Here is a 21,654-nt window from a genome sequence, read left to right as displayed (position 1 = left end):
ACCGCCGCGGTCACGGCTCCGGGCGACCGCTCGCGGGACGGCTAGCATGTAGCGCGCCGCCACCCCCGACCGGAACGAGGAACCACCCCGATGGATGTGATCGTGTGCGGCGCCCAGGTGCCCTTCGTGCGCGGAGGGGCTGAGCTGGCCACAGCGAACCTCGTCCGCGCGCTGCAGGAGAACGGGCACCGCGCCGAGCTGGTCCACCTCCCGACGGCGTGGGAGAAGGAGCGCGTGTTCGACGCCCCGCTCGCGTGGCGGATGCTGCCGCTCGACGCGGACGCTGTCATCGCCACGAACTTCCCCTCGTACTACGCGCGCCACCACCGCAAGATCGTGTGGCTCTTCCACCAGCACCGTGGCGCCTACGACGGTGCCGACGCCGCCTGGTCGGACATGGGCCTGGACGACGAGTCGCTCGAGATCCAGCGGCAGCTGACCGAGTGGGACACGAACGCGCTGCTCGAGGCGCAGCGGATCCACACCATCTCCGACGTGGTCGCGGACCGTCTCGCCCGGTACAACGGCCTCACGGGCACCACGCTCTACCACCCCCCGCCCCTCTCGGACGAGCTCCGGGTCGGCGAGTACGGCGACTACGTGTTCACGCCCACCCGGCTCGAGGCCAACAAGCGCCCCGAGCGGATCGTCGCCGCGATGCCCCACGTGAGCTCCGGCATCCGTGCGATCGTCGCCGGCCGTGGCTCGATGTCGGCGGAGCTGCACAAGGCGGTCGAGCGCGACGACCTGGCCGACCGCGTCGAGCTGCCGGGCTTCGTGCCCGACGACGCGCTCGTCGACCTCTTCGCGGACTCGCTCGGGGTCATCTACGACCCCCACGACGAGGACTACGGCTACGTCACGCTGCAGGCGTTCCTCGCCGGCAAGCCCGTCATCACCTCGCACGACGCCGGCGGAGTCCTCGAGTGGGTCGAGGACGGCGTCACCGGCATCGTGACCGACGGCACCCCGCAGGGCCTCGCCGACGCGATCGACAGGCTGGCGTCCGACAAGGCGGCAGCCGCGGAGATGGGCATGGAAGGTCGGCGGCGGGTCGCCCAGCTGTCCTGGCCGTCCGTCGTCGAGCAGCTCCTCGCATGAACCGACTCCGTATCGGTATCGCCACCCGTGCTCCGGTCGGTGACGACCTGCGGGCCGCCCTCACCCGGCTCGCGGAACGTGCCGATGTCAGGGCCGTGGTGGACGGTGGCCGGTTCGACACCGTGGTCCGGACCGCCGAGGCGCCCGGACCCTACGGCGAGCGCACGACCGTCTGGGTCGACGCCGACACGGACCTGACCGCACCCGCCGTCGCGGCGGCCGTGGTCGTCCTCGCGGCGCCGGCCGTCGCCCGCGAGGTGCGGACCCGCGTCACGGCACCCGTCCTCGCGCTCGGGCCGCAGGAGGCCCACACCAGCGCCCGCCCCGTCGCCCCGTTCACGCGCTCGCGGATCCGTCGCGCGCGTGGGCTGCAGGACGCGACCGCGGTCGCCCGACACGTCGCCGGTCAGTGGTCCTGGGACCACCAGCCGGTCGACGAGAGCGCGGCGGGTTCCGCCGCGGCTCTCGCCAGCGTCCTCGTGACGGACGACGCCACGACAGCCGTGCTCGGCGCGGCATGGGGGGCTCCCGTCGTGGCCCCGGTGGAGCTCGCTCGCGAGCTCGACCTTCCCCTCCCGAAGGAGAGAGCGTCAGCCACCCCGGACGAGGAGGCGGAGCGGCTGCTGGCCGACCCCGCCGCGCTCGCCCGGCACGCCCAGGGCTGTCACGCGCTGTACGCGCGCGAGCACAGCCCGGACCGGGCCGTCCTGCAGCTCGAGGAGATCCTCGGCTCCGCAGGTCGGCACCGGCCGCGGGACGGCTTCGCCCAACCCCTCGATCTCCTCGGCACACCCACGGACAGTGCTGTCCGGCTCCGCGCGAGCGGTGTGCTCGACACCCTCAGGAGTCCGTCATGACGCTCCCCCCCGAGCTCCGTTCCGACGCGACGCAGGTGCTGCGTCCCGCAGCAGCCGACCAGCAGCCCGTCGCTGACCCCCGTCCGGTCACAGCACCCACGCCGACCGCCCGCCAGTCGATCAAGCGCCGCGTGCGCTCCTCCGTCGGGCGCGTCGCGCGTCCGGCCCTGAACAAGATCGGGCCGGTGATCGAGCGCGCCCAGCGCGGCACCGAGACCCAGCGGCACGCTCTCGACGCGGCGAACCGGCGCATCGACGAGCTGGAGCGACGGCTCTTCGACCAGGCAGGGCAGCGGGTCGACCTGGCGCTCATGCAGCAGCGGCTGGAGTCGAACGAGATCAACCAGACGCTGCAGAAGGCCGACTTCGGCGACGTGCTCCGCCGGTTCGAGGCGCTCGGCGCCGCGATCGCGCCCGGTGCGGGCATCGACGCCGCCGCCGTCCGCCTGGCCGAGCAGCGCGAGCAGCTGCACTCGCTCGACCGCCGGCTGCGCGTGCTCGACTCGCGCGTGAACACCGCGCTCGTCGCGCCGCAGGGCGCTCCCCCTCTGCCCACCGCAGCACCCGCTGCGACACCCGCCGTCACCACCAGCGTCGAGCCCGCGGTGGCCGCACCCGACGTCGAGAAGCACTCGGCCGGGTTCGACTACGTCGGCTTCGAGGGACGCTTCCGCGGCGAGCCCGACGAGATCCTGCGTGTCCAGCGCGAGCGCTACATCCCGATCCTCACCGGCCACGGCCCGGTCGTGGACATCGGGTGCGGGCGCGGCGAGCTCCTCGACGCACTGCGCGAGGCCGGCATCGACGGCATCGGGGTCGAGCCCGAGCCCGGGATGGCCGCCGAGGCACGCGCGCGCGGGCTCGTCGTCGAGCAGACGGACGCCCTGGGCTTCCTCCGCGCGCAGGAGCCCGACTCGCTCGGTGCGGTGTTCTCCGCGCACGTGCTCGAGCACCTCGAGCTCGACTACCTGCTCGAGTTCATCCAGCTGTCGCTGTCCCGCCTCCGGCCCGGCGGCGTGTTCGTCGCGGAGACCCCGAACCCGGCGTCGCTCATCGTGCTCGGCAACAGCTACATCCTCGACCCGACGCACGTGTGGCCCCTGCACCCGTCGCTCACGTCCTTCCTGTGCGAGAGCGCCGGCTTCCGCGACATCCACCTCGCGTTCCACGCCCCGGCGACGGGGTACCACCTGCCCAAGGCGGAGCCGCAGCTCGGCGACCTGGCCCGCGTCGTGAACGAGGGCTTCAGCCGCCTGAACGACGTGCTCTTCGGGCCGCAGGACTACACGATCGTCGCCACCAAGGCCGCAAGCTGAACGCGCACCGCGGGACGGCCGCGCTGGTGCTCGCCGGCGTCCTCGTCGCCGTCGTGGGAGCCTGCACGGCCGGAGACCCCACGAGCACGCCCAGCAGCACCGCCCCGAGCGCCTCGTCGACCGCGCAGCCCGGAGAGACCACCGACCCGGGCCCGGAGCCGTCGAGCACGCCCACCGAGCCGGACGCCTCCGACCCGCCGGCCGACCCGAGCGCCGTCCCCGTCCTGGCCGCCGCGTCCCTCGAGGCGGACGGCGTGGAGATGTCCGGGTACGTCCAGGGCGTGATCGTCGACGACGGCACCTGCCGCTACGAGCTCACCGGTCCCGGCGGCACCACGAGCGTCACCACGCGCTCGCTGGCCGACGCGAGCGTCACCACCTGCCCGTGGGGAACGATCTCGGCCGCGGACCTCGCACCCGGCACCTACGAGGCGCGCCTCGTGTGGGAGTCGGAGGCATCGCAGCCGCTCACCGTCACGATCCCGTGACTCCGGAGCGACAGGCGACGGTCGACCCGGCGCTCGACCAGGGCGCGCCCCCGCAGGACCCGCACCGCTCACGCACCCGCGCGGCGCTGGCCTTCCTCGACGCGCAGCGCACCGCCGTGCTGGCGACCGCGACGTTGTGGATCGCGCTGATCACGGTCGCTCCGGTGGCGACGTCGCCGTACCGCTCCGACGACAAGACGAACCACCTGATCCCGAGCGAGGTGGCCGGCGACACCGCCCTGGACACGCTGCAGGGGTACTACCGCGTGTTCCGCGAGACCATGAGCTGGTGGATCACCCACGAAGGGCGCTTCTTCCCGGGGTCCACGCTCTGGACCTTCACCGTCTTCACCGTCTTCCCCACGCTCGCGTCCTACAAGGTCTTCATCGCCCTGCTGTGCCTGACGATGCTTGCCCTGACCGCCCTCGTCGCCGCCGTGCTGACCCGCAACGCCCTCGTGGTGCCCGTCGCCGTGGTCGCCCTCGGCTCGACGGTCACGATGCGGGCGTGGTTCGACCCCCTCGACTCGTTCTCGGGCGTGGTGATCCTGAGCATCTGTCTCGCCCTGGGCGCCACGCTGCTCCTCCTGCGCGGCACGGGGTGGCCGTCGATCGCGGTCGCCATCGCCATGTGGGCGTACGCGCTGATGACCTACGAGGTCGTGATCACCTTCACCCCGGTGCTGTGCCTGGTGGTGTGGTGGAGCCGTCGGTCCTGGAGCCGCGCCACCGCACTGCTCTGGCCGACGGCTGTCGTGGGTGCGGTCGTCGCGGTGCTGCGGAGCCGGGTGGAGACGCCCGTCGGCAACGCCTACGTGATCAACCTCGAGCCCTGGCGGGTGCTGGTCACCTACGTCAAGCAGGCCAGCAGCTCGCTCCCCCTGTCGCAGGTCTGGTACCCCGGGGCCGTGGCTCCTCCGTCGTTCGACCCGTACCTGACGCTGCTCATGGTGGTAGTGGTCGGGATCCCCGCGGCGGTGCTCCTCCTGTGCGTCGTGCGGGCACGGCCTGTACTGACCTGGCCCTCGCTCGTCGTGGTCGCCTTCCTCGGCGCGGCGCTCTGGCTGGCGCCTCCCGTGCTCGTGGCCATCAGCCTCGGCTGGCAGAACGAGCTCCCACCCGGCCAGGGCTACGTCAGCGTCGCGTGGGGCTACGTGGGCCTCGCCCTGCTGGCCACGAGCGCCTGGTCGGCGCTCGCCAAGCTCCACCTCGACCGCCCGTCACGTACGCGTGCCGTGCTGCTCGTCGTCGGGTCCGCCGTGCTGGTACTCCTCTGCGCGGCGACCCTCGCCGAGAGCATCACCATCGCGCGCTCCGCCGTCGTCGCGATCGGCTGAACCTCGATCAGACCGCTGCACCCAGCGGCAGGGTGTCCAGCACGGCCTGCTCGAGCGTGGCGATGACGACCGGGCCGCCTCCGGCCAACGCGTACACGGTGCTCATGCTGGTCACCGGTCGGCGCTGCCCACCCGAGGCCAGGTAGATCGTCGCCGACCCCGGGGACCGGACGAACAGCGGCCCGGTGTGCATCGCGGCCGTCCGCGGCAGCCCCGCGCAGGTCGACGGGTCGGTGACCACGAACGGCAGACCGGTCGCGGCCGCGGCGCCCGCGGACAGCGGCCGCAGGGAGCCGCCCGTCCCGACGTAGGCCTGCCCACCGCACGACCACAGCGTGCCGAGCTGGCCCGAGGCGGTGGTGTAGCCCGTGAGCGACGCCGCGGGCACCTCGGCGTAGGCACCCGCACCGAGCTCGGCGAGCACCGTGAACGAGGGCACGTGCCGGAGCGTCGACGCACCGTCCACGAGGTACAGGTCCGGACCGGCCACCGACTTCACGACTCGACCGGGCGTGAGGACCGCCGACCCTTCGGGCAGCGCGTCGAGCACGGACTGCTCGACGGTCGCGATGACGACCGGACCGCCGGCGGCGAGCGTGTAGACGGTGTCCATGCTCGTGATCGGACGGCGCTGGCCGCCTGCCGCGAGGTACAGGGCCGGGGACTGCGCGGAGCGGACGAACAGCGGGCCGGTCAACGTCGCCGTCGAGCGCGGCACGGCAGCGCACGTCATGGGGTCCATCGTCACGAACGGCAGCCCGGTGGCGTCGGCGGCGGCGGACGACAGCGGTCGCAGCGCGCCACCGGCACCGACGTACCGCTGGGCACCACACGCCCAGAGCGTGCCGAGCTGGCCGGTCGCAACCGTGTAGCCCGACAGGGACGCCGCGGGCACCTCGGTGTACCCCGAGACGCCCAGCTCCGTGAGCACGGCGAACGACGGCACGTGCCGGAGCGTGCCCGGCCCGTCGACGAGGTAGATGTCGGATGCTGCGCTCGACTTCACGGCCCTGCCCGGTTCGAGCACCGGTGCACCGAGCGGGAGGGCGGCGAGCGCGGCCGGCTCGAGCGTCGCGACGACCACCGGCGCACCGGCCGCCAGGCCGTAGACGGTGGTCATGCTGCTCACCGCGCGGCGCTTGCCGCCCGAGGCCCAGAAGAGCTCGGGCGACTGTGCCGAGCGCACGAAGACCGGTCCCGTGATCTCCGCGGTCGAGCGCGGGAGCGCCGCGCACGTCAGCGCGTCCGTGGGGACGAACGGCAGGCCGCTGGCGGTGGCGGCGGCGCTGGAGATCGGCCGCAGCGCGCCGCCGATCCCCACATAGTTCTGGGACCCGCACGACCACAGCGTGCCGAGCTCGCCCGCCGCGACGGCGTACCCGGTGAGCGACGCGGCAGGCACCTCGGTGTACCCGCCGACGCCGAGCTCGGACATCACCGAGAACGACGGGACGTGCCGGCGCGAGCCGAGCCCGTCGACGAGATACAGGTCGGGGGCCGTCGTCGACTTCACCACCTTGCCCGGGGTGAGCACGGGTGCACCCTGCGGGACGGCGTCGAGCACGGACTGCTCGAGGACCACGACAGTCACGGGCGCCCCCGCCGCGAGGGCGTACACGGTCTCCATGCTGGCGACGGGCCGGCGGGTGCCGGCGGTCGCGTAGAAGAGCGCAGACGACTGCGCGGAGCGGACGAAGATCGGCCCGGTCGTGGTCGTCGGCGCGAGCGCGGACAGGACCGGGGCCGAGACCACCGGTCCCGTGACCGAGGTCGGCAGCTCCGTGCCCAGGCGTACCGCACCCGTCCCCGTGAGCCCGTACCGGGTGCCGTCCGCGCCGCGCACGACGCCGGGCAGCGGGGTACCGCTGGTGGCGATCGCGGCGACGCTGCGGGTGTCGAACGTCCGCGTGGGCAGGACCCGGGTCAGGGCGGTCGCCGCGAGCATCGCGGCGCTGACCGGGGTGGACCCGGCGGCGTCGACGAGGACGCCGGCACCCGTCGACCCGTTGCGCACCAGCACACCCGGCCGGACCAGCGGCGCGTCGATCGGCAGGTCAGCGCCGGCGGCGTCGTTGAGGTGCGTGGTGGGCGTCGTCGGCGCGACGGGTGCGAGCGCCAGGGAGGCCGCGTCGAAGACCTCGCGGCGCTTGCCGTCGTGCACGTAGAACCAGGAGCCCTCGACCGTCGTGTACGACTGCGAGAGCACGCCGCCCGGCCGGAAGCGCGACATCTGGGAGTCGGAGAGCACGAGGGAGCCGTAGTTGGCGCACGACGTCCCCCAGTCCACGAGCATCGCGCAGTCGGGCACCGAGAAGAGCCATCCGCGGTCGAACAGGGAGATCGCCCCGTTGCGGTCACGGATGAACCTGCCGAGAGCGACGCCCGTGGGCCGCATGTCGAGCACGGACTGGGAGACGACGGCGATGCCGCCCAGGTCGCTCAGCGACTCGAGGATCACCGGGTTCTGCACCTGGTGCTTGCCGTCGACGGTGAGCAGGTAGACCGTCGGGTCGTTCGCCGCCTTGACCAGGTTGGCGCCGAACTGCGTCGACCCGAACCAGTCGCTGTACTCGCGGAAGAAGTTGCGGTTGCCGTACGACGAGCACGAGTCGCCGGTGGTGTACATGTTCGCCAGCGCCGAGCCGTTGGGCTGGTACGGCGTGTACGTGTAGAGGCCCGCCGTCGCCTGGTTCTCGATGTAGACGGGGCTGCTGCCGCACCGCGCGGAGTCCGGGTGGAAGAGGACGTTGACGGTGCGTCCGACGCGGTAGGTGTAGTTCTGCGGGTTCGCGGCGTAGCGCTTGAACTGCCGCGCTGCGCGGTAGACCTGGTTGAAGAAGCCGTAGTACTGGGCGTCGCACGGCGCGGTGTCCGGGCACGCGAAGCCCGTCGCGGACCGGTAGCGCGCGTCCGTGGGTGCCGTCGCGGTGACCAGGCCCTGCTCCTTCTGCAGGAGGACGAGCAGCACCTTCTGGCTGATCCCGCAGGCCGCACCCACGCGCGCGATGACCTGCGCCGCCGTCTCCTGCGCACGGCCCGAGTAGGCGTTGCAGAGGTTGGCCTCCGCGGGCTGGTCCGTCGTCGCGGTGACGTAGTCCTTCAGGCAGGTGTAGCCCGCGGTGCACGTCGGCCGCTTGATGTTGAGGAACGCCTGGACGTCGCCCTCGCTCATGGCGGCGCCGTCGAAGAAGAGCGCGTCGCTGATGATGTTCCCGGGCCGGAAGTCGCTCGCCGCCGCGGCGGCGGACGGTGGCGCGGTGGCGACGTCGGCCGCCACGAGCCCGCCGGTGAGCAGGGCGACGACGACGGCCGTCGCTGTCCACCACGAACCCCGCGCCATCTTCGAGACCTCCGTCGCGCCCACGCCCCCGGGCGTGCGCCGGTGCGCAGGCAGGCTACCCCGAAAGCAACAGCGCACCCAGGACCCCGGGTCAGGCGGGTCGGCGTGGCCTCAGCCGGCGGGCGGCGCCAGGACGGGACGGTCGAGCAGGGTCGCGCTCACCCCGAGCAGCTGGACCGGTGAGGTGTCCTGCGGGTCCACGTGCTCCACGTGCACGGTCGAGGCGCCGGACGGGGCCTCGATGGTCACGTCGACGAGCTCGCCCGGACCGGCCTCGACAGACTCGCCGTCCCACGTCACCCGCACGGGGGCACCCTCCGGTGCGACCGTGAACGTGAGCCGGACGCGCGCCGTCGAGTCCCGCGCGTTGTCGAGCAGGATGTCGAGGGTTCCCCCGGGGCCCACCCAGAGGTTGCGGTCGCCAGCGGTGCCGACCTGGACCTTCTCGCCGGGGTACGGGAGCGTCGGGCGCAGGATGCCGTCCGCGGCCTGGTCGACGGTCTCCTGACCGTCGCGGGCGACGAGCTCGGCCCGCAGGGGGCGCAGGTCGTACATCTCGTAGCGCCCGTCGGCACTGACGACCGCGGGCTCACCGACGACCGTGCGCCACGCGTCCGACACGTCGGCCGCCGTCTCGCCGAGCGCCTGGCGGTCGAGCACGACCCCTGCCGCGTCGGCTGCCGCGAGCTGCACGGCCGACGACGACGCGTCCTGCGGGTCGACCGCGACCATCCAGTCGCTGACGGCGCGGCCCTTGATCCCGCCCCCGGTCCAGCGCAGCGTGTCCGAGTGCAGGAACGGGCGCAGCTGGTCGGAGTCGAGGACGCCGTTGACCGGTGGTGTCTCGGGGAAGCCCGCACGCGGCAGCTGCGCGACCATCGCCCCGGGACCGAGCTCGGCCTCGACGTCCGCGACCCAGGCCGCGTCGGCAGCGAAGGCCGCCTGGTTGGCCGCGTGGTCAGGACGGCGGATCGGAGCGACCTGGTCGACGACCCCGACGAGCACGACGAGACCGGTGACGACCGCCGCGACGACGGTCGCGGTCCGCGCGCCGGAGCGGCGGGCGAGCCACTCGCGGGCGCCGTCGAGCATGAGGCCCACGGCGGCGAGCGTCAGCAGGGAGATGACGATCGCCATCCGGTTCCACCCGCGCACCGCGGGCGAGAGGAAGGAGATGAGGGTCGCGAGCCCTCCGACCGTGGAGAAGAGCAGAGCGATCAGGGTGATGCCGGCCAGCTCGACCAGGGTGGTGAGCCGCCAGCCGACACGCACGACGCTGTCCCTGGGCCGCAGCACCGCCAGCACCGCGATCGCGAGGAGCGCCACGAGGCCGGCAGCACCGACGGCACCCAGGACCGGCTGCTCCGACGCCAGCGGGTAGTTCGCGTCGTACCAGTCGCGCACGGACGCCAGGAAGGGGACCGCGTGACCGGGCTGAGGCAGGAGGAGCGAGGTGATCTTGAGCGCGTAGAACTCCGCGTCGCCCGCCGGACGGACCAGCGACCCCACGCTCTCCCCGTGCGTCGCGGCCCAGACGAGGTCCGGCAGCATGTTCGCGACCATGAACCCCAGGAACGCGACGCCCGCCGCCACCGCGCCGACCAGCCGGCGCCACTGCCGGCGGTGCACGAAGGCCGCGATCCCGCAGACGCCCAGGAGCACGACGGTGAACACGCCGTAGTACGAGGCGCCGGACGACACGAGCGCGGCGATGGCGACCGTCGCGACGGCCGGGCTGGTGACGACCGCGCGCACGCTCCCCCGGTTCAGGGTCCACAGGGGCTGGCCGCGCAGCACCCGCACCACGAGGATCAGACCGAGCGGCACCGGGTAGTACGACGCGAGGAACAGGTGGTCCTCGCCGCGCATGAAGTGGTACGGCGCCAGGGCGAACAGGATGGCCATCCCGGCCGACGAGATCCGGCCGAGGCGGACGGTGCGGAAGAACACCATGGCGGTCAGCGCTGCCAGCGGGAAGCCCAGCAGGAAGTAGACGTTGAGCGTGACGGCCCAGTCCTGGAGCACCCAGCCCATCATCTTCATGATGAGCAGGTGCAGGTTGTCGGCCGCCGGGTAGTCGTGATAGCTCTGCCCCGCCGGTGCACCGAGCAGCGGCTCGTGCTCGTACCACCCGGTGCCCAACGTGGTCTTGACGTGCGCGGACACCGCGATCGCGTCGCCGTAGTACCGGAAGGGCACGTGCAGGTCCGCCAGCCACAGGCGCTGCGCCCAGGCGGTGAAGCCGATGGTGCCCACCACGGCCGCGAGGTAGGCCAGGACGCTGCGTCCACGGTCGCCGAGCCACCAGCTGCGGCGCGGCGGCGCGTCGACGAGCGCGGCACCTGCGGGACCGCTCACCTCGACGTTGTGAACGGTGGACACGACAGCCTCACTCCAAGCGATCCGGTGACGAGCAGGTGCGAGCGTACCGTCCGGCCCCGGGCTCCCGTGCCTCGGGTCGTCCTCCGACCGGGCGTCAGGCGGTGGCCCCCACAGGCACGAGGTCGAGCGCTGCCTGCGGCACGACGGCCACGACGACCCCCGCCCCCGCGGCGATCGCGTACACGCGGTCCATGGTCGCCACCGGCCGACGCGTCCCGCCCGTGAGCCAGTAGAGCGCCGCGGAGGTGGTCGAGCGCACGAACACCGGCCCACCCCACGCTCCGCCGCGCGGTGCCCGGGCCAGCGTCAGGGCGTCGACCGCGCTGGCCGGCGCACCCGCCGAGGTGACCAGGCCCGCCGCGACCGGCGACATCCGCCCTCCGATCGCCACGTAGTCCTGCCCCGAGCTGCGCCACAGGGTGCCCAGCGGCCGGGCGGCCACCGTGTAGCCAGTGATCGCCGACGCGGGGACCTCCGTGAACGTCGTCGGCAGGCCGACCGCCTGCGCGACCTCGAACGACGGCAGGTGCACGAGCCCGGCGAGGCCGTCGACGACGTACACGGGCGCGGCACCGGCGACCTTGACCAGGGATCCGGGCGCGCCCACGAGAGTCTGTCCCGCGGGCACGGACGTGAGGCTCGCCGCGGGCACCTCGGCGAGGACGAACCGCGAGCCGGCGAGGGCGTAGGCGATGTCCATCGTCGGCACCGGGCGCTTGATCCCGCCCGCGAGCACGAAGAGCGCGGACGAGCCCGTGGCCCGGACGAACACCGGCCCGGTCCACCCGGGGCCACCGAGGGTGTGCGCGCAGGTCAGCGGGTCCATGACGGTCGCGGGCGTCCCGCCCGAGGCGACGACTCCCGCGGGGATCGGGGTCATCCTCCCGTCGAGAGCGACGGCGTCCTGCGCGCCGCAGCGCCAGATCGTCCCGAGCGGCTGGGAGGCGACGGCGTACCCGGTCACCGAGGCGGACGGCACCTCGCTGTACGACGTCGGCAGACCGGTGGCGCGGGCCATCTCGAAGGACGGCAGGTGCACCAGCCGCGAGAGCCCGTCGACGACGTACACCGACGGCGCTCCCGCCACCTTCACCAGCGTGGCCGGAGCCAGGAGGGACGGACCGGGGGTCACCGCGTCGAGGGCGGCCTGCGGCACGAGCGCGACGACGAGCGGCGCGCCGGCTGCGAGGGCATAGGCGACCTCCATCGTCGGCACCGGTCGCTTGACGCCTCCGGCCAGGACGAAGAGCGCGGACGACTCGACGGACCGCACGAACAGCGGGTTCACCGGTCCGCCGGGTGCGAGCGCCGCGATCAGGGACGCATCGACCGCGATGCCCGGGTCTCCCGGCACCTGGTCGGCGGCCAGCACCACCGAGCCGCCCATGGTCAGGGCGACGCGCCGCCCGTCCGGTGCGCGCAGGACCCCCGTCAGGTCGCCGCGGGGAGCGGGCAGCAGGGCGATGCTCGCGGCGTCGAGCTGGCGCAGCGGCAGCGCCTGACCGATCCGCGCCGTCGAGATGTAGGCCGCCGACATGCGCAGCCCCGACGTGCGGTCGAGCAGGACGCCGGACCCGTTCCCGCGAGCCTGGACCACGATCCCGGTGCGCACGATCGGGGCACCGAGCGGCAGGCGGTCGGCGACGGTCTCGCCGAGCGGCACGGAGGCACCGTTCGGTTGGATCGGTGACGCCTGCAGTGCGGTGCCGTCGGCGATCTCGTACCGGGTGCCCGCCGACACCACGAACTGGCGGCCCGTCGGTGTCCAGAACGCGGTGGACAGGTCCGGACCGCGTCCGAGCAGCGCGACCATCGGGTCCGGGAGCCCCATCGTCGAGAAGTCCGCACAGCTGGCTCCCCACGCGGCGAGCTCGTCGCAGTCCCCCGCCCGGTACAGCGTGCCGCGGTCGAACAGGTCGATCTCACCCTGCTGGTCGCGCACGAAGCGCCCCAGCCCGACCCCGGTGGTCCGGGCGTCGAGCGCCCCCTGCCCCACCACCGCGACCGGCCCCAGCGGCCAGAGCGCCGCCAGGACCTCGGGGTCCGCCACCTTGTACTTGTAGTGCGCCGTGACCAGGTACACCGCGGGGTTGTCCGGCGACTTGACCAGGTTCGCGCCCAGCCCGCTGGGCCCGTACCGGTCCCAGTAGCTCCGCGCGAGACCACGGATCTGGTCCATGTACTGGTAGCCGATGTCACCGGGGCACGCGGTGAGCCCGACGTCCCGGTGCGCGAAGATCGTCGGGAGGTTCACCGTGGTCCCTGCGGCGTACCGGGAGTTCTCCCCACCCAGCGTCGTGTAGGAGACCCGACCGGTCGGGTCGACGCCGTACGCGCCGAGCCGCCACGCCGCGACCCGGGCGACCGCGTCGATCATCGCGCCCGACGGCGCCTGCGACGTGTAGTTGCCGAGCATCGAGATGCCCACCGTCGCGGTGTTGAAACCGCCGGCGTGGACACCGATCACGGACCGGGTCAGCGAGCTCTCGCGGCCCTCGTAGATGTTGCCCCACTTGTCGACGACGAAGTTGTAGCCGATGTCGCACCAGCCGCGGGACTCGATGTGGAACCGCTGGTCGTTGCGCAGGGCCTGCATCGCCTCGGCGACCGAGCCGTAGTCCCCGTCGGCGGTGTGGTGCACGACGGCGCCGACCAGCCGCGAGGCGACGTCGGGCGTGCAGGCCGGCGCCCGCGCGCCCCACGCGGCACGGCTGACGATCGCGGGCTGCGACGAGACCGCCGTGGGGAGCACCGCGGCGCCCAGCATCTTCTGCCCGGCCGGCGCGGACGCTCCCCGCCCGCCGGTCGGCAGCGCCGCCGCCACGAGGTCGGAGCCCACGAGCGAGACCGAGAGGTCGTCCGGGTCGCCGGCGCCGGCCGCGAGCGACACCTGCACCGCGTCGGCATCACCGACGAAGAGCGAGTCGGTGCCGTCCCGCAGGGCCCGCCGGTCCTCGACGGTTCCGTTGTCCGGGGCCTCGTCCGCCGTCTCGAGCGGCATCCACTCGCTCCAGGTGTCCCCCGAGCGCGTCCGGACCTGCGCGTCGACGTCCGCCGCAGCGGTGCCCTCGACCCACGTGATGCCGACGGTCTGGAAGACGTCCGCCTCGATGACGTCGCTCACGACGCGCGCGGGCTCGTCCACCGACGCGTCGACCGACGGGAGCGGCGTGGTCACCTCCACCGGCACCTCGTCGACCGACACCTCCGGCGGGGCTGGTGCCGCGAGCACGGAGGATGCTGACGCGACGGAAGAGGCAGGTGCGGCGACCGCCGTCTGCGCGGGCAGCAGCCCGCAGCCGACCACGGCGAGCGCGACGACGGTGGCACGGGCTGTCTGGGCGAGCATCCGTCCAGGATCACCTGTCCGCCGCCATGGGCACAGGCCGACGCGCCGCCAGGCCCGACTCCGGTCACGGTGGCGACCGTCGGGCGGTCCCCGCTCGTGCACGTACTCTGTGCGGGTGCGATGGCTGGTGACCGGCGCGGCCGGCATGCTCGGGTCCGATGTGGTGGATGTCCTGACGGCTCGAGGGGAGACCGTCACGACGACCGACCGCCGCTCGCTGGACGTCACGGACGCCGACGCGGTCGAGCGGGCGGTCTCCGGTCACGACGTGATCGTGAACTGCGCCGCCTGGACGGCCGTGGACGACGCCGAGGCTCGGGAGCCCGAGGCGTTCGCGACGAACGCCCTGGCCGCGGGCTACGTCGCCCGCGCCGCGCGGATCCACAGCGCGACCCTCGTCCACGTCTCGACCGACTACGTCGTCGACGGCACCGCCGGGCACCCCATCCCCGAGGACGCCGTGCCCCGCCCGCTGTCCGCGTACGGGCGCACCAAGCTCGCCGGGGAGTGGGCCGTGCGGGCCGAGGCCCCCGGCCGCCACCTCATCCTGCGCACCGCGTGGCTCTACGGTGCCGGCGGGCCGTGCTTCCCGAAGACGATCCTGCGTGTCGCCCGCGAGCGCGGCGCCCTCTCGGTGGTCGACGACCAGGTCGGCCAGCCCACCTGGACGCACGACGTGGCCACGCAGGCCGTGCAGGCGGTCCTCGACGGTGTCCCGTCAGGGACCTACCACGCCACGTCGGCCGGGCAGGCGTCCTGGTACGAGTTCGCGCGCGCGGTGGTCGAGGCCGGCGGCCTGGACCCCGACATCGTCAGCCCCAGCACCAGCGGCACGCTCGACCGCGCAGCCCGGCGGCCCGCCTGGTCGGTCCTGGACCACGCCGCGAGCACCAGCGCCGGCCTGGCACCGATCGCCGACTGGCGCGAGCGCTGGCAGCAGGCGTCCGCCGCGGTGCTCGCAGTCTGACTCAGGCGTCGGGCTTACTCAGGCGTCGCTGGTCGCGGCGCTCGGTGCGGGCGCGCTCATGCGCCGGCCGAGCCACGCGTAGGCGAGCCGGCGGCGCAGCGCGGCCACCCGGGCCATGACGTTCCCGACGGTGACGTCGAGCCGTGACACGACCTCGGGGTGCGCCTCGTGCACCCGGGCGTGGAACTGCGCCGCCTGCCCGCTCTGCTCGTCGGTGAGCCGCACGCTCCACTGGCTGGCGCTGACCCGGAAGCCCGCGAGCGTCTCGGGCACCGCGACGAACGTCCCGCGCACCAGGGCGTGCGCGTAGGTGCCGAGGTCGATGTAGTACGGCTGGCGGTCGTCCCACCAGCCCACCTGCTCGAGCGTCTCGCGCCGCATCATCACGCACATCGGCTCGCCGAAGATGTTGCCGCCGGCCAGGATCGACTTGCGCAGCGCCTTCGCGCCGGACATCTCCCCCTGCAGGCGACCGAGGCCGCGCCCCTTGACCAGCACGGTCCCGTGGGCGTCGACGATGTCCCGGCGTGAGGCGACGACCTCCGCGCGGGGGTGCGCGCGGAACTGCTCGACCTGGCGCTCGAGCATCTGCGGGTACAGCACGTCGTCGCCGCAGACGAGCTTGATGAGCTCGCCGGTCGCGGCCTTGCTCACGGCGTCCCAGTTGGCCTTCGCTCCCCCGCCGGCGGGGGTGCGCAGCAGGCGTACCCGGGGGTCGTCGGCGAACTCCTGCAGCACGTCCCACGTGGCGTCGCTGGACGCGTGGTCCGCGACGATGAGCTCGAAGTCGGTGTACGTCTGGGCGAGCACCGAGCGCACGGTCTCGCCGACGAAGTCCGCGTTGTTGTAGGCCGGGACGACGACGGACACGGTGGGGGTCATGCCACACCCTCTCGAGGTGACGCGCTCTCGGGCGCGGTGATCGGGGCGCCGGGGGCGCCACCGGGGACGACGGGCGGGTTCGGTGCGACAGCCTCTTCCTCAGCGGCGTGCTTGCGACGGAACGAGAAGTCGCGGTGCCCGAAGTAGCTGATCAGCGCTGTCACGCAGGTCACCAGCAGCTGCGCCGGGATGGGCTGCAGACCGAGCACCTGGACCACGAACGGCAGGGCGAGCGCGTTGATCCCGAGCGCGCTGAGGTTCACCAGCTCGAACCGCCACAGGTCCAGCCACACGTGCCCCCGCACGCGGAAGACGAACCGCCGGTAGAGCACGAAGGCGGTGAGCACGGCGCACACGTGCGCGCACAGCAGGCTCAGCATGTAGGTGTACTGGCCGAACGTGTCGCCCAGCAGGGACTGGAACAGGATGAACCACGCGGTGCCCATCAGCGTGTTGATCCCGCCGACGATGAGGAAGGCGACCCGGCGATCGCGGACCAGCCGGAACAGCGGGCCGAGGTCGCCGTGCATGCCCGCCGGGGGTTCCGTCTCCGGTCCGGTCGGGTCTGCGGACGTGTTCTCCTGCACCCTGCTCTCTTCCTGTGGACCGGCGCTCGAGGGGACGTCCCTGGGCGCAACGCCCCACGACTATAGTCGTTGCAGTGACGAACCCCTCCGTGTCCCCCCTGTCGACGACGCACCGGATCTCGGTCGTCGTCCCCGTGTACCAGGGCGCGCAGACCCTCGCCGAGGTGGTCTCCGAGCTCGAGCCGCTCACCGACGAGTTCGGCACGACGGACGGGCACCGAGCGGTGATCGCCGAGGTCCTCCTGGTCCACGACCACGGACCGGACGGGTCCCCCGCGGTGATGCGCGAGCTCGCCGAGAAGCACTCCTGGGTCCGCACCATCTGGCTGAGCCGCAACTACGGGCAGCACGCGGCGACGCTCGCGGGCATGGCGTCCAGCGGCGGCGACTGGGTGCTGACCATGGACGAGGACGGCCAGCACGATCCCGCGTACATCGGTGACCTCCTCGACGCGGCGATGCGTCAGCAGGCGTCCGTCGTCTACGCCCAGCCGACCAACCCGCCCCCCCACGGCGCGTTCCGGAACGCCGCCTCCCGCGGAGCGAAGCGGCTGATCGAGATCGGCCTGGGCGGCACGGACACCTCGAAGTACCAGAGCTATCGGCTGGTCCTGGGCGAGGTGGCACGCAGCACGGCGGCGTTCGCCGGAGCCGGCGTCTACCTCGACGTGGCGCTCAGCTGGGTCGCCGGCGAGGCCGGCACGTGCCCGGTGGAGTCGCGCCAGGAGCTCGGCCGCGCGTCGGGCTACTCGACGCGGCGGCTCCTGTCGCACTTCTGGCGCATGGTCCTGTCCAGCGGCACCCGCGGGCTGCGCGCCGTGAGCTTTCTCGGCGTGACGTTCGCCACCGTCGGCCTCCTGTTCGCGCTCGGGCTCGCGGTCATGCGCCTGGCGGGCGGCGAGGCCCTCCCCGCCGGGTGGACCTCGATCATCGTCGTGGTCCTGATCGGCACCGGCGCGATCCTGTTCTCGCTGGGTGTGATCGCGGAGTACATCGGCGTGGCCGTCAACATGGCCATGGGCAAGCCCGCCTACCTCATGGTCAGCGACCCGGGCGCCGGCCCGCTCGGCCGTCAGCCCTCGACCCGGTGACCACCGGGCACGCGCTCGTCGTCGGCGGCGGAGGTCTGCTCGGCACGGCCGTCCGGCGCGCCCTGCAGGCCCGGGGCACGACGGTCACGCACCCGCTCGTCCCGTGGTCCGACCCGGAGCGAGCGGTCGACGCCCTCGCCTCCGCCGCCGAGCGCGTCGACGCGGACTCCGACGGCGACTGGTCGCTCGTGTGGTGCGCGGGCGCCGGGGTGGTCGGCGCGACGCCCGAGATCCTCGACGCCGAGGTGGCCACGATCGCCGGGCTCGTCGACCGGCTGCTGGCGTCCGCCCCGCCCCGCCGCACCTTCTTCGCCTCGTCGGCGGGCGCCGTGTACAGCGGGAGCGACCTGCCCCCGTTCACCGAGGACTCGGTGCCCGTCCCCCTCGGTGGCTACGGCCACGCGAAGCTGCGCGCCGAGGCCGAGGTCGGCCGGCTGGCCGCCGTCAGCCGCGTGGTGGTCGGCCGCATCTCCAACCTGTACGGCCCCGGCCAGGACCTGGCCAAGAACCAGGGCCTGATCTCGCGACTCTGCCTGTCCAACCTGCTGCACGAGCCCGTCGGCGTGTACGTCTCGCTGGACACGATCCGCGACTACGTGTTCGTGGACGACTGCGCCGCCCTCGTCTGCGACGCGCTGGACCGCGTCGAGCAGGAGGAGCCCGGCCGCGTGGTCGTCAAGATCCTGGCGTCGCAGCAGGCCGCGTCGATCGCGCACCTGCTGGGCGAGTGCCGACGGGTCTTCGGCCGCAAGGTGCTGGTCCGGATGGCCTCGTCGCCCCTGGCCACCCAGCAGGCCCGCGACCTCCGGCTGCGCTCCGTGGTCTGGCCCGAGCTCGACCGTCGGTCGATGACGACCCTCGTGCACGGCATCCACGCCACGTCCCAGAGCCTGCTCGCGGGGCTGGGCGAATACGCCCGGGCGAACCCCGGCCGATAGACTCGCTCGTCATCCCACGCCTCGGAGGTAACTCGTCGTGCATCTGCTCGTGACCGGCGGCGCCGGCTTCATCGGCTCCAACTTCGTTCACCAGACCGTCCGCGAGCGTCCCGACGTCCGGGTCACCGTGCTCGACGCGCTGACCTACGCGGGCGACGAGCGCAGCCTCGACCCCGTCGACGGGAAGGTCGTCTTCGCCAAGGGCGACATCGCGGACCCCGACATCGTCGACGCCTTGGTCAAGGACGTCGACCTGGTGGTGCACTTCGCGGCCGAGTCGCACAACGACAACTCGCTGCACGACCCGTGGCCCTTCGTGCGCACCAACGTCATCGGCACCTACCAGCTGCTCGAGGCGGTCCGCCGGCACGACGTCCGCTACCACCACATCTCGACCGACGAGGTCTACGGCGACCTCGAGCTGGACGACCCGGCCAAGTTCACGCCGGACACCCCGTACAACCCGTCGAGCCCGTACTCCTCGACGAAGGCCGCCTCCGACCTGCTGGTGCGCGCGTGGGCCCGCAGCTTCGGCGTCCGGGCCACCATCTCCAACTGCTCGAACAACTACGGCCCCTACCAGCACGTGGAGAAGTTCATCCCGCGGCAGATCACCAACGTGATCGACGGGGTCCGGCCGAAGCTGTACGGCTCGGGCGAGAACGTGCGCGACTGGATCCACGTCGAGGACCACAACAGCGCCGTCTGGGCGATCATCGAGCGCGGCCGCCTCGGCGAGACGTACCTCATCGGCGCCGACGGCGAGGAGAACAACAAGACCGTCGTCGAGACGATCCTGGAGATCATGGGCCAGTCGGCGGACGCCTACGACCTGGTCAGCGACCGCCCCGGCCACGACCTGCGCTACGCGATCGACTCCACCAAGCTGCGCGACGAGCTCGGCTGGGTCCCGCAGTACGAGAACTTCCGCGCGGGCCTCGAGGCCACGGTGGCCTGGTACCAGGCGAACGAGGCGTGGTGGCGTCCGCAGAAGGACGCGACCGAGGCGAAGTACGCGCAGCTCGGACGCTGACCTCCCCACCCTGCACGACGACGGGCCCGGCCATCTGGCCGGGCCCTTCTCGTGCTACTCGTCGAGCTTCCACAGCTCCCAGCTGCCCGCGCCCTCGACGTCTCGCGCCGCCACGCGGTGGGCGTCGAGACCCTCGGTGAGGTCGGTCTCGCAGGACGTGTCGACCAGGAGCCAGCGGATGCCGGCACGCATGGCCGCCGCCTGGTCCAGGTTGCCCGGCGCGCGGGCGTTGATCGCGATGTCGAGGTCGTCCTTGTTGTCGGGCCACGCCAGGCCCTTGTTGTAGTACCCGACCGGGCCACCCCACGTCGACTTGAAGATCATGGGGTCCACACAGGCGTCCGGGAGCACCAGGCCGCCGTCGGTCTCGTCCGCGAGGTCGACCTGGGCCTGGTAGCCGGGTCCGTCGAGCGGGATGTACCCCGCCGCGCTGACGGAGGACCGGAAGAGCCGGAAGTCGTAGCTCCACACGCCCGCGACGACCACGACGAGCGCAAGACCGCCGATCACGGCGAGACGTCCCGGACGTGACCACGGTCCGAGCACGGGCGCCGTCTGCTCCGGCTCGGCCGGCCGGTCCGCGAGACCCGGCTCCGCCGCACGTGAGCCGAGCGCCTCCGCGACGACCCACGCGAGCAGCGGGACGACCAGCGTGCCGATGATGACGTAGAGGTCGAGCCAGAACCGGTACGGCTCCTGGTTGGCACCCCACTTGTCGTTCGCGGCCAGGTACACCCAGAGCACCGCGAGCGCGGACGGCACTGCGACCCAGAGGACGCGTCGACGGCGGACGCCTGCGACGATCACGAGGACGATCGCGGGGATCACGGCGAGCGCTGCGAACACACCACCGCCGAGCGGGACCCCGAGCTGTGTCGACGAGGCCTCGCGGTACACCAGGAACGGGTCCTCGCCGGCGAGACCCAGCGCGGTCGCGGCGACCTGCGGCAGTGCGCCGAGCGCCACGAGGCCGACGCACCACAGAGCCCGCCAGCGCGTCGCGCGCAGCACGAGGAACACCCCGGGCAGCGCCGGGACCATGCCGTACACGAGGACCGCGAGCTGGCCGACCGCTTCCGCGACGAGCGGGCCGGTGGTGACCACCAGCACGAGCAGCACGCCGGTGAGTGCCAGCGCGCGCCACGACCGCGTGCGGACCAGCCCGACGGCCGCCGTCGCCGCGACGAGCGTGTAGCTCGTGGTGAGGAACGAGTAGGTCTGGATGTTCGCCAGGAGCCCGACCACCAGGCTCGCGACCAGCGCGACCGGCCACACGGCACGCTGCGGGACGCGACCCGCGGCGACCAGCAGCAGGGCGATCAGGGCCGTGCCACCGAACGAGAGGGCGACGGTCTCGCCGTTGAGCGTGTACAGCACGCCGAACGGCCCCCAGAGCACCGCGTGCGAGCTGAGCAGGTTCATCCACGACTCACCGCCGCTGAGCATCCAGCTGCCGGTGCCCAGCAGGAAGGGCACGAACCCGAGCACCCCGGTCCACCAGCGGCGGGTGAGCAGCACGCACGCGGTGCCGATCGCGCACACCAGCAGAACCTGCGCCGCGAGGCCCCCGAGCGTCCACATGGTCGCCGGGTCGGTGTTCGTCCAGCGTGCGACGGTGCCCAGCAGGAGGTACCAGCCGCGGGGGTAGTAGTTCGTGCCGGTCAGCGTGAACGGCTCGACGTCCCAGGCCTCCCCCTGCGACACGTTCCGCACGATCGACAGGTAGGCCAGCTGGTCGGACCAGAAGTAGTTCCGGAACGACGACAGGTTCCACCCGGGCCAGCGGAGCATCATCCCGGCCTGCAGGAGAAGGTGCAGGAGGGCGGCTACCAGGACGGAGAGCGTGGCGAGGGCGGCGCGGGCGCGGCTGGACACAGGGCGTCCCCTTCAATCGTTCAGGTGATCGGGCGCCCCGCGGTCCGGGCATGCACGGACACCGGGAGAAGCGGGCGCTCAGTGGCGCTGGAGCGCCTGCGGCCGCACTCT

The 21,654-nt window shown here is 72.9% G+C and carries 15 protein-coding genes; 9 read left to right on the top strand and 6 right to left on the bottom strand.

What is annotated here, in order from left to right; translation table 11 throughout:
* The first annotated feature begins 90 nt into the window (after positions 1–90).
* From ASD16_RS03455 to ASD16_RS03435, 5 genes are read left to right on the top strand one after another with little or no spacing between them, the layout of a single operon-like run.
* Positions 91–1,101 carry a glycosyltransferase family 4 protein gene (locus tag ASD16_RS03455; protein WP_055912843.1) on the top strand — a complete coding sequence of 337 codons (1,011 nt, stop codon included), beginning with the start codon at positions 91–93 and terminating at the stop codon, positions 1,099–1,101.
* Entirely contained in the window at positions 1,098–1,958 is an 861-nt protein-coding gene (locus ASD16_RS21915) for a hypothetical protein (RefSeq protein WP_055912840.1), read from the top strand. The genes ASD16_RS03455 and ASD16_RS21915 overlap by 4 nt, the downstream gene beginning before the upstream one ends.
* Complete coding sequence (locus ASD16_RS03445) at positions 1,955–3,274, top strand: class I SAM-dependent methyltransferase (protein WP_055912836.1); 1,320 nt, start codon at positions 1,955–1,957, stop codon at positions 3,272–3,274. The genes ASD16_RS21915 and ASD16_RS03445 overlap by 4 nt, the downstream gene beginning before the upstream one ends.
* 26 nt (positions 3,275–3,300) lie before the next feature.
* Positions 3,301–3,762, top strand: a complete 462-nt coding sequence (locus ASD16_RS03440; RefSeq protein ID WP_055912833.1) for a hypothetical protein — start codon at positions 3,301–3,303, stop codon at positions 3,760–3,762.
* Positions 3,759–5,099, top strand: a complete 1,341-nt coding sequence (locus ASD16_RS03435) for a hypothetical protein (protein WP_055912829.1) — start codon at positions 3,759–3,761, stop codon at positions 5,097–5,099. The genes ASD16_RS03440 and ASD16_RS03435 overlap by 4 nt, the downstream gene beginning before the upstream one ends.
* A gap of 7 nt (positions 5,100–5,106) precedes the next feature.
* On the opposite strand, the gene ASD16_RS03430 is transcribed toward ASD16_RS03435, so the two are convergent.
* The 3 genes from ASD16_RS03430 to ASD16_RS03420 all read right to left on the bottom strand — a co-directional run bounded on the left by ASD16_RS03430 (position 5,107) and on the right by ASD16_RS03420 (position 14,170).
* Positions 5,107–8,439, bottom strand: coding sequence for a hypothetical protein (locus tag ASD16_RS03430; RefSeq protein ID WP_055912826.1), 3,333 nt, complete (start codon positions 8,437–8,439; stop codon positions 5,107–5,109).
* A 111-nt stretch (positions 8,440–8,550) separates the two neighbouring features.
* Entirely contained in the window at positions 8,551–10,797 is a 2,247-nt protein-coding gene (locus tag ASD16_RS03425) for a hypothetical protein (protein WP_157453775.1), read from the bottom strand.
* Between the two features lie 118 nt (positions 10,798–10,915).
* On the bottom strand, positions 10,916–14,170 hold the full coding sequence (locus tag ASD16_RS03420) for an N-acetylmuramoyl-L-alanine amidase (protein WP_055912820.1): 3,255 nt from the start codon (positions 14,168–14,170) through the stop codon (positions 10,916–10,918).
* A gap of 115 nt (positions 14,171–14,285) precedes the next feature.
* Here ASD16_RS03420 and rfbD point away from each other — a divergent pair, with 115 nt between their 5' ends.
* The gene (gene rfbD, locus ASD16_RS03415) at positions 14,286–15,137 is read left to right on the top strand and encodes a dTDP-4-dehydrorhamnose reductase (protein WP_055915643.1); all 852 of its coding nucleotides are present in this window, start codon (positions 14,286–14,288) and stop codon (positions 15,135–15,137) included.
* 18 nt (positions 15,138–15,155) lie between these two features.
* On the opposite strand, the gene ASD16_RS03410 is transcribed toward rfbD, so the two are convergent.
* Both ASD16_RS03410 and ASD16_RS03405 read right to left on the bottom strand, forming a co-directional pair.
* Positions 15,156–16,019, bottom strand: a complete 864-nt coding sequence (locus ASD16_RS03410) for a glycosyltransferase family A protein (protein ID WP_055912818.1) — start codon at positions 16,017–16,019, stop codon at positions 15,156–15,158.
* Complete coding sequence (locus ASD16_RS03405; RefSeq protein ID WP_235523092.1) at positions 16,016–16,606, bottom strand: GtrA family protein; 591 nt, start codon at positions 16,604–16,606, stop codon at positions 16,016–16,018. The genes ASD16_RS03410 and ASD16_RS03405 overlap by 4 nt, the downstream gene beginning before the upstream one ends.
* Positions 16,607–16,680: 74 nt before the next feature.
* Between ASD16_RS03405 and ASD16_RS03400 the strand changes: the two genes are divergently transcribed.
* From ASD16_RS03400 to rfbB, 3 genes are read left to right on the top strand one after another with little or no spacing between them, the layout of a single operon-like run.
* Complete coding sequence (locus tag ASD16_RS03400) at positions 16,681–17,697, top strand: glycosyltransferase (RefSeq protein ID WP_235523091.1); 1,017 nt, start codon at positions 16,681–16,683, stop codon at positions 17,695–17,697.
* Positions 17,694–18,635, top strand: a complete 942-nt coding sequence (locus tag ASD16_RS03395) for an NAD-dependent epimerase/dehydratase family protein (RefSeq protein ID WP_055912815.1) — start codon at positions 17,694–17,696, stop codon at positions 18,633–18,635. Before ASD16_RS03400 ends, ASD16_RS03395 begins: the two co-directional genes overlap by 4 nt.
* Before the next feature lie 37 nt (positions 18,636–18,672).
* Positions 18,673–19,668 (top strand): dTDP-glucose 4,6-dehydratase, encoded by a 996-nt coding sequence (gene rfbB / locus ASD16_RS03390; RefSeq protein ID WP_055912812.1) that lies wholly within the window; start codon positions 18,673–18,675, stop codon positions 19,666–19,668.
* A 54-nt stretch (positions 19,669–19,722) separates the two neighbouring features.
* On the opposite strand, the gene ASD16_RS03385 is transcribed toward rfbB, so the two are convergent.
* On the bottom strand, positions 19,723–21,543 hold the full coding sequence (locus ASD16_RS03385) for a hypothetical protein (RefSeq protein ID WP_055912809.1): 1,821 nt from the start codon (positions 21,541–21,543) through the stop codon (positions 19,723–19,725).
* Between the last annotated feature and the right edge of the window lie 111 nt (positions 21,544–21,654).

This window comes from Cellulomonas sp. Root485 (assembly GCF_001426705.1).
Lineage (GTDB): Bacteria > Actinomycetota > Actinomycetes > Actinomycetales > Cellulomonadaceae > Cellulomonas.
Note: the sequence above shows the minus strand (reverse complement) of the source record. Positions and strands in the feature narration are given on the sequence as shown.

Bases quoted from the DNA above. Each gene is read 5' to 3' on its own strand.
- ASD16_RS03455 (WP_055912843.1), top strand. From the start codon at position 91: ATGGATGTGATCGTGTGCGGCGCCCAGGTGCCCTTCGTGCGCGGAGGG.
- ASD16_RS21915 (WP_055912840.1), top strand. From the start codon at position 1,098: ATGAACCGACTCCGTATCGGTATCGCCACCCGTGCTCCGGTCGGTGAC.
- ASD16_RS03445 (WP_055912836.1), top strand. From the start codon at position 1,955: ATGACGCTCCCCCCCGAGCTCCGTTCCGACGCGACGCAGGTGCTGCGT.
- ASD16_RS03430 (WP_055912826.1), bottom strand. From the start codon at position 8,439: ATGGCGCGGGGTTCGTGGTGGACAGCGACGGCCGTCGTCGTCGCCCTG.
- ASD16_RS03420 (WP_055912820.1), bottom strand. From the start codon at position 14,170: ATGCTCGCCCAGACAGCCCGTGCCACCGTCGTCGCGCTCGCCGTGGTC.
- ASD16_RS03410 (WP_055912818.1), bottom strand. From the start codon at position 16,019: ATGACCCCCACCGTGTCCGTCGTCGTCCCGGCCTACAACAACGCGGAC.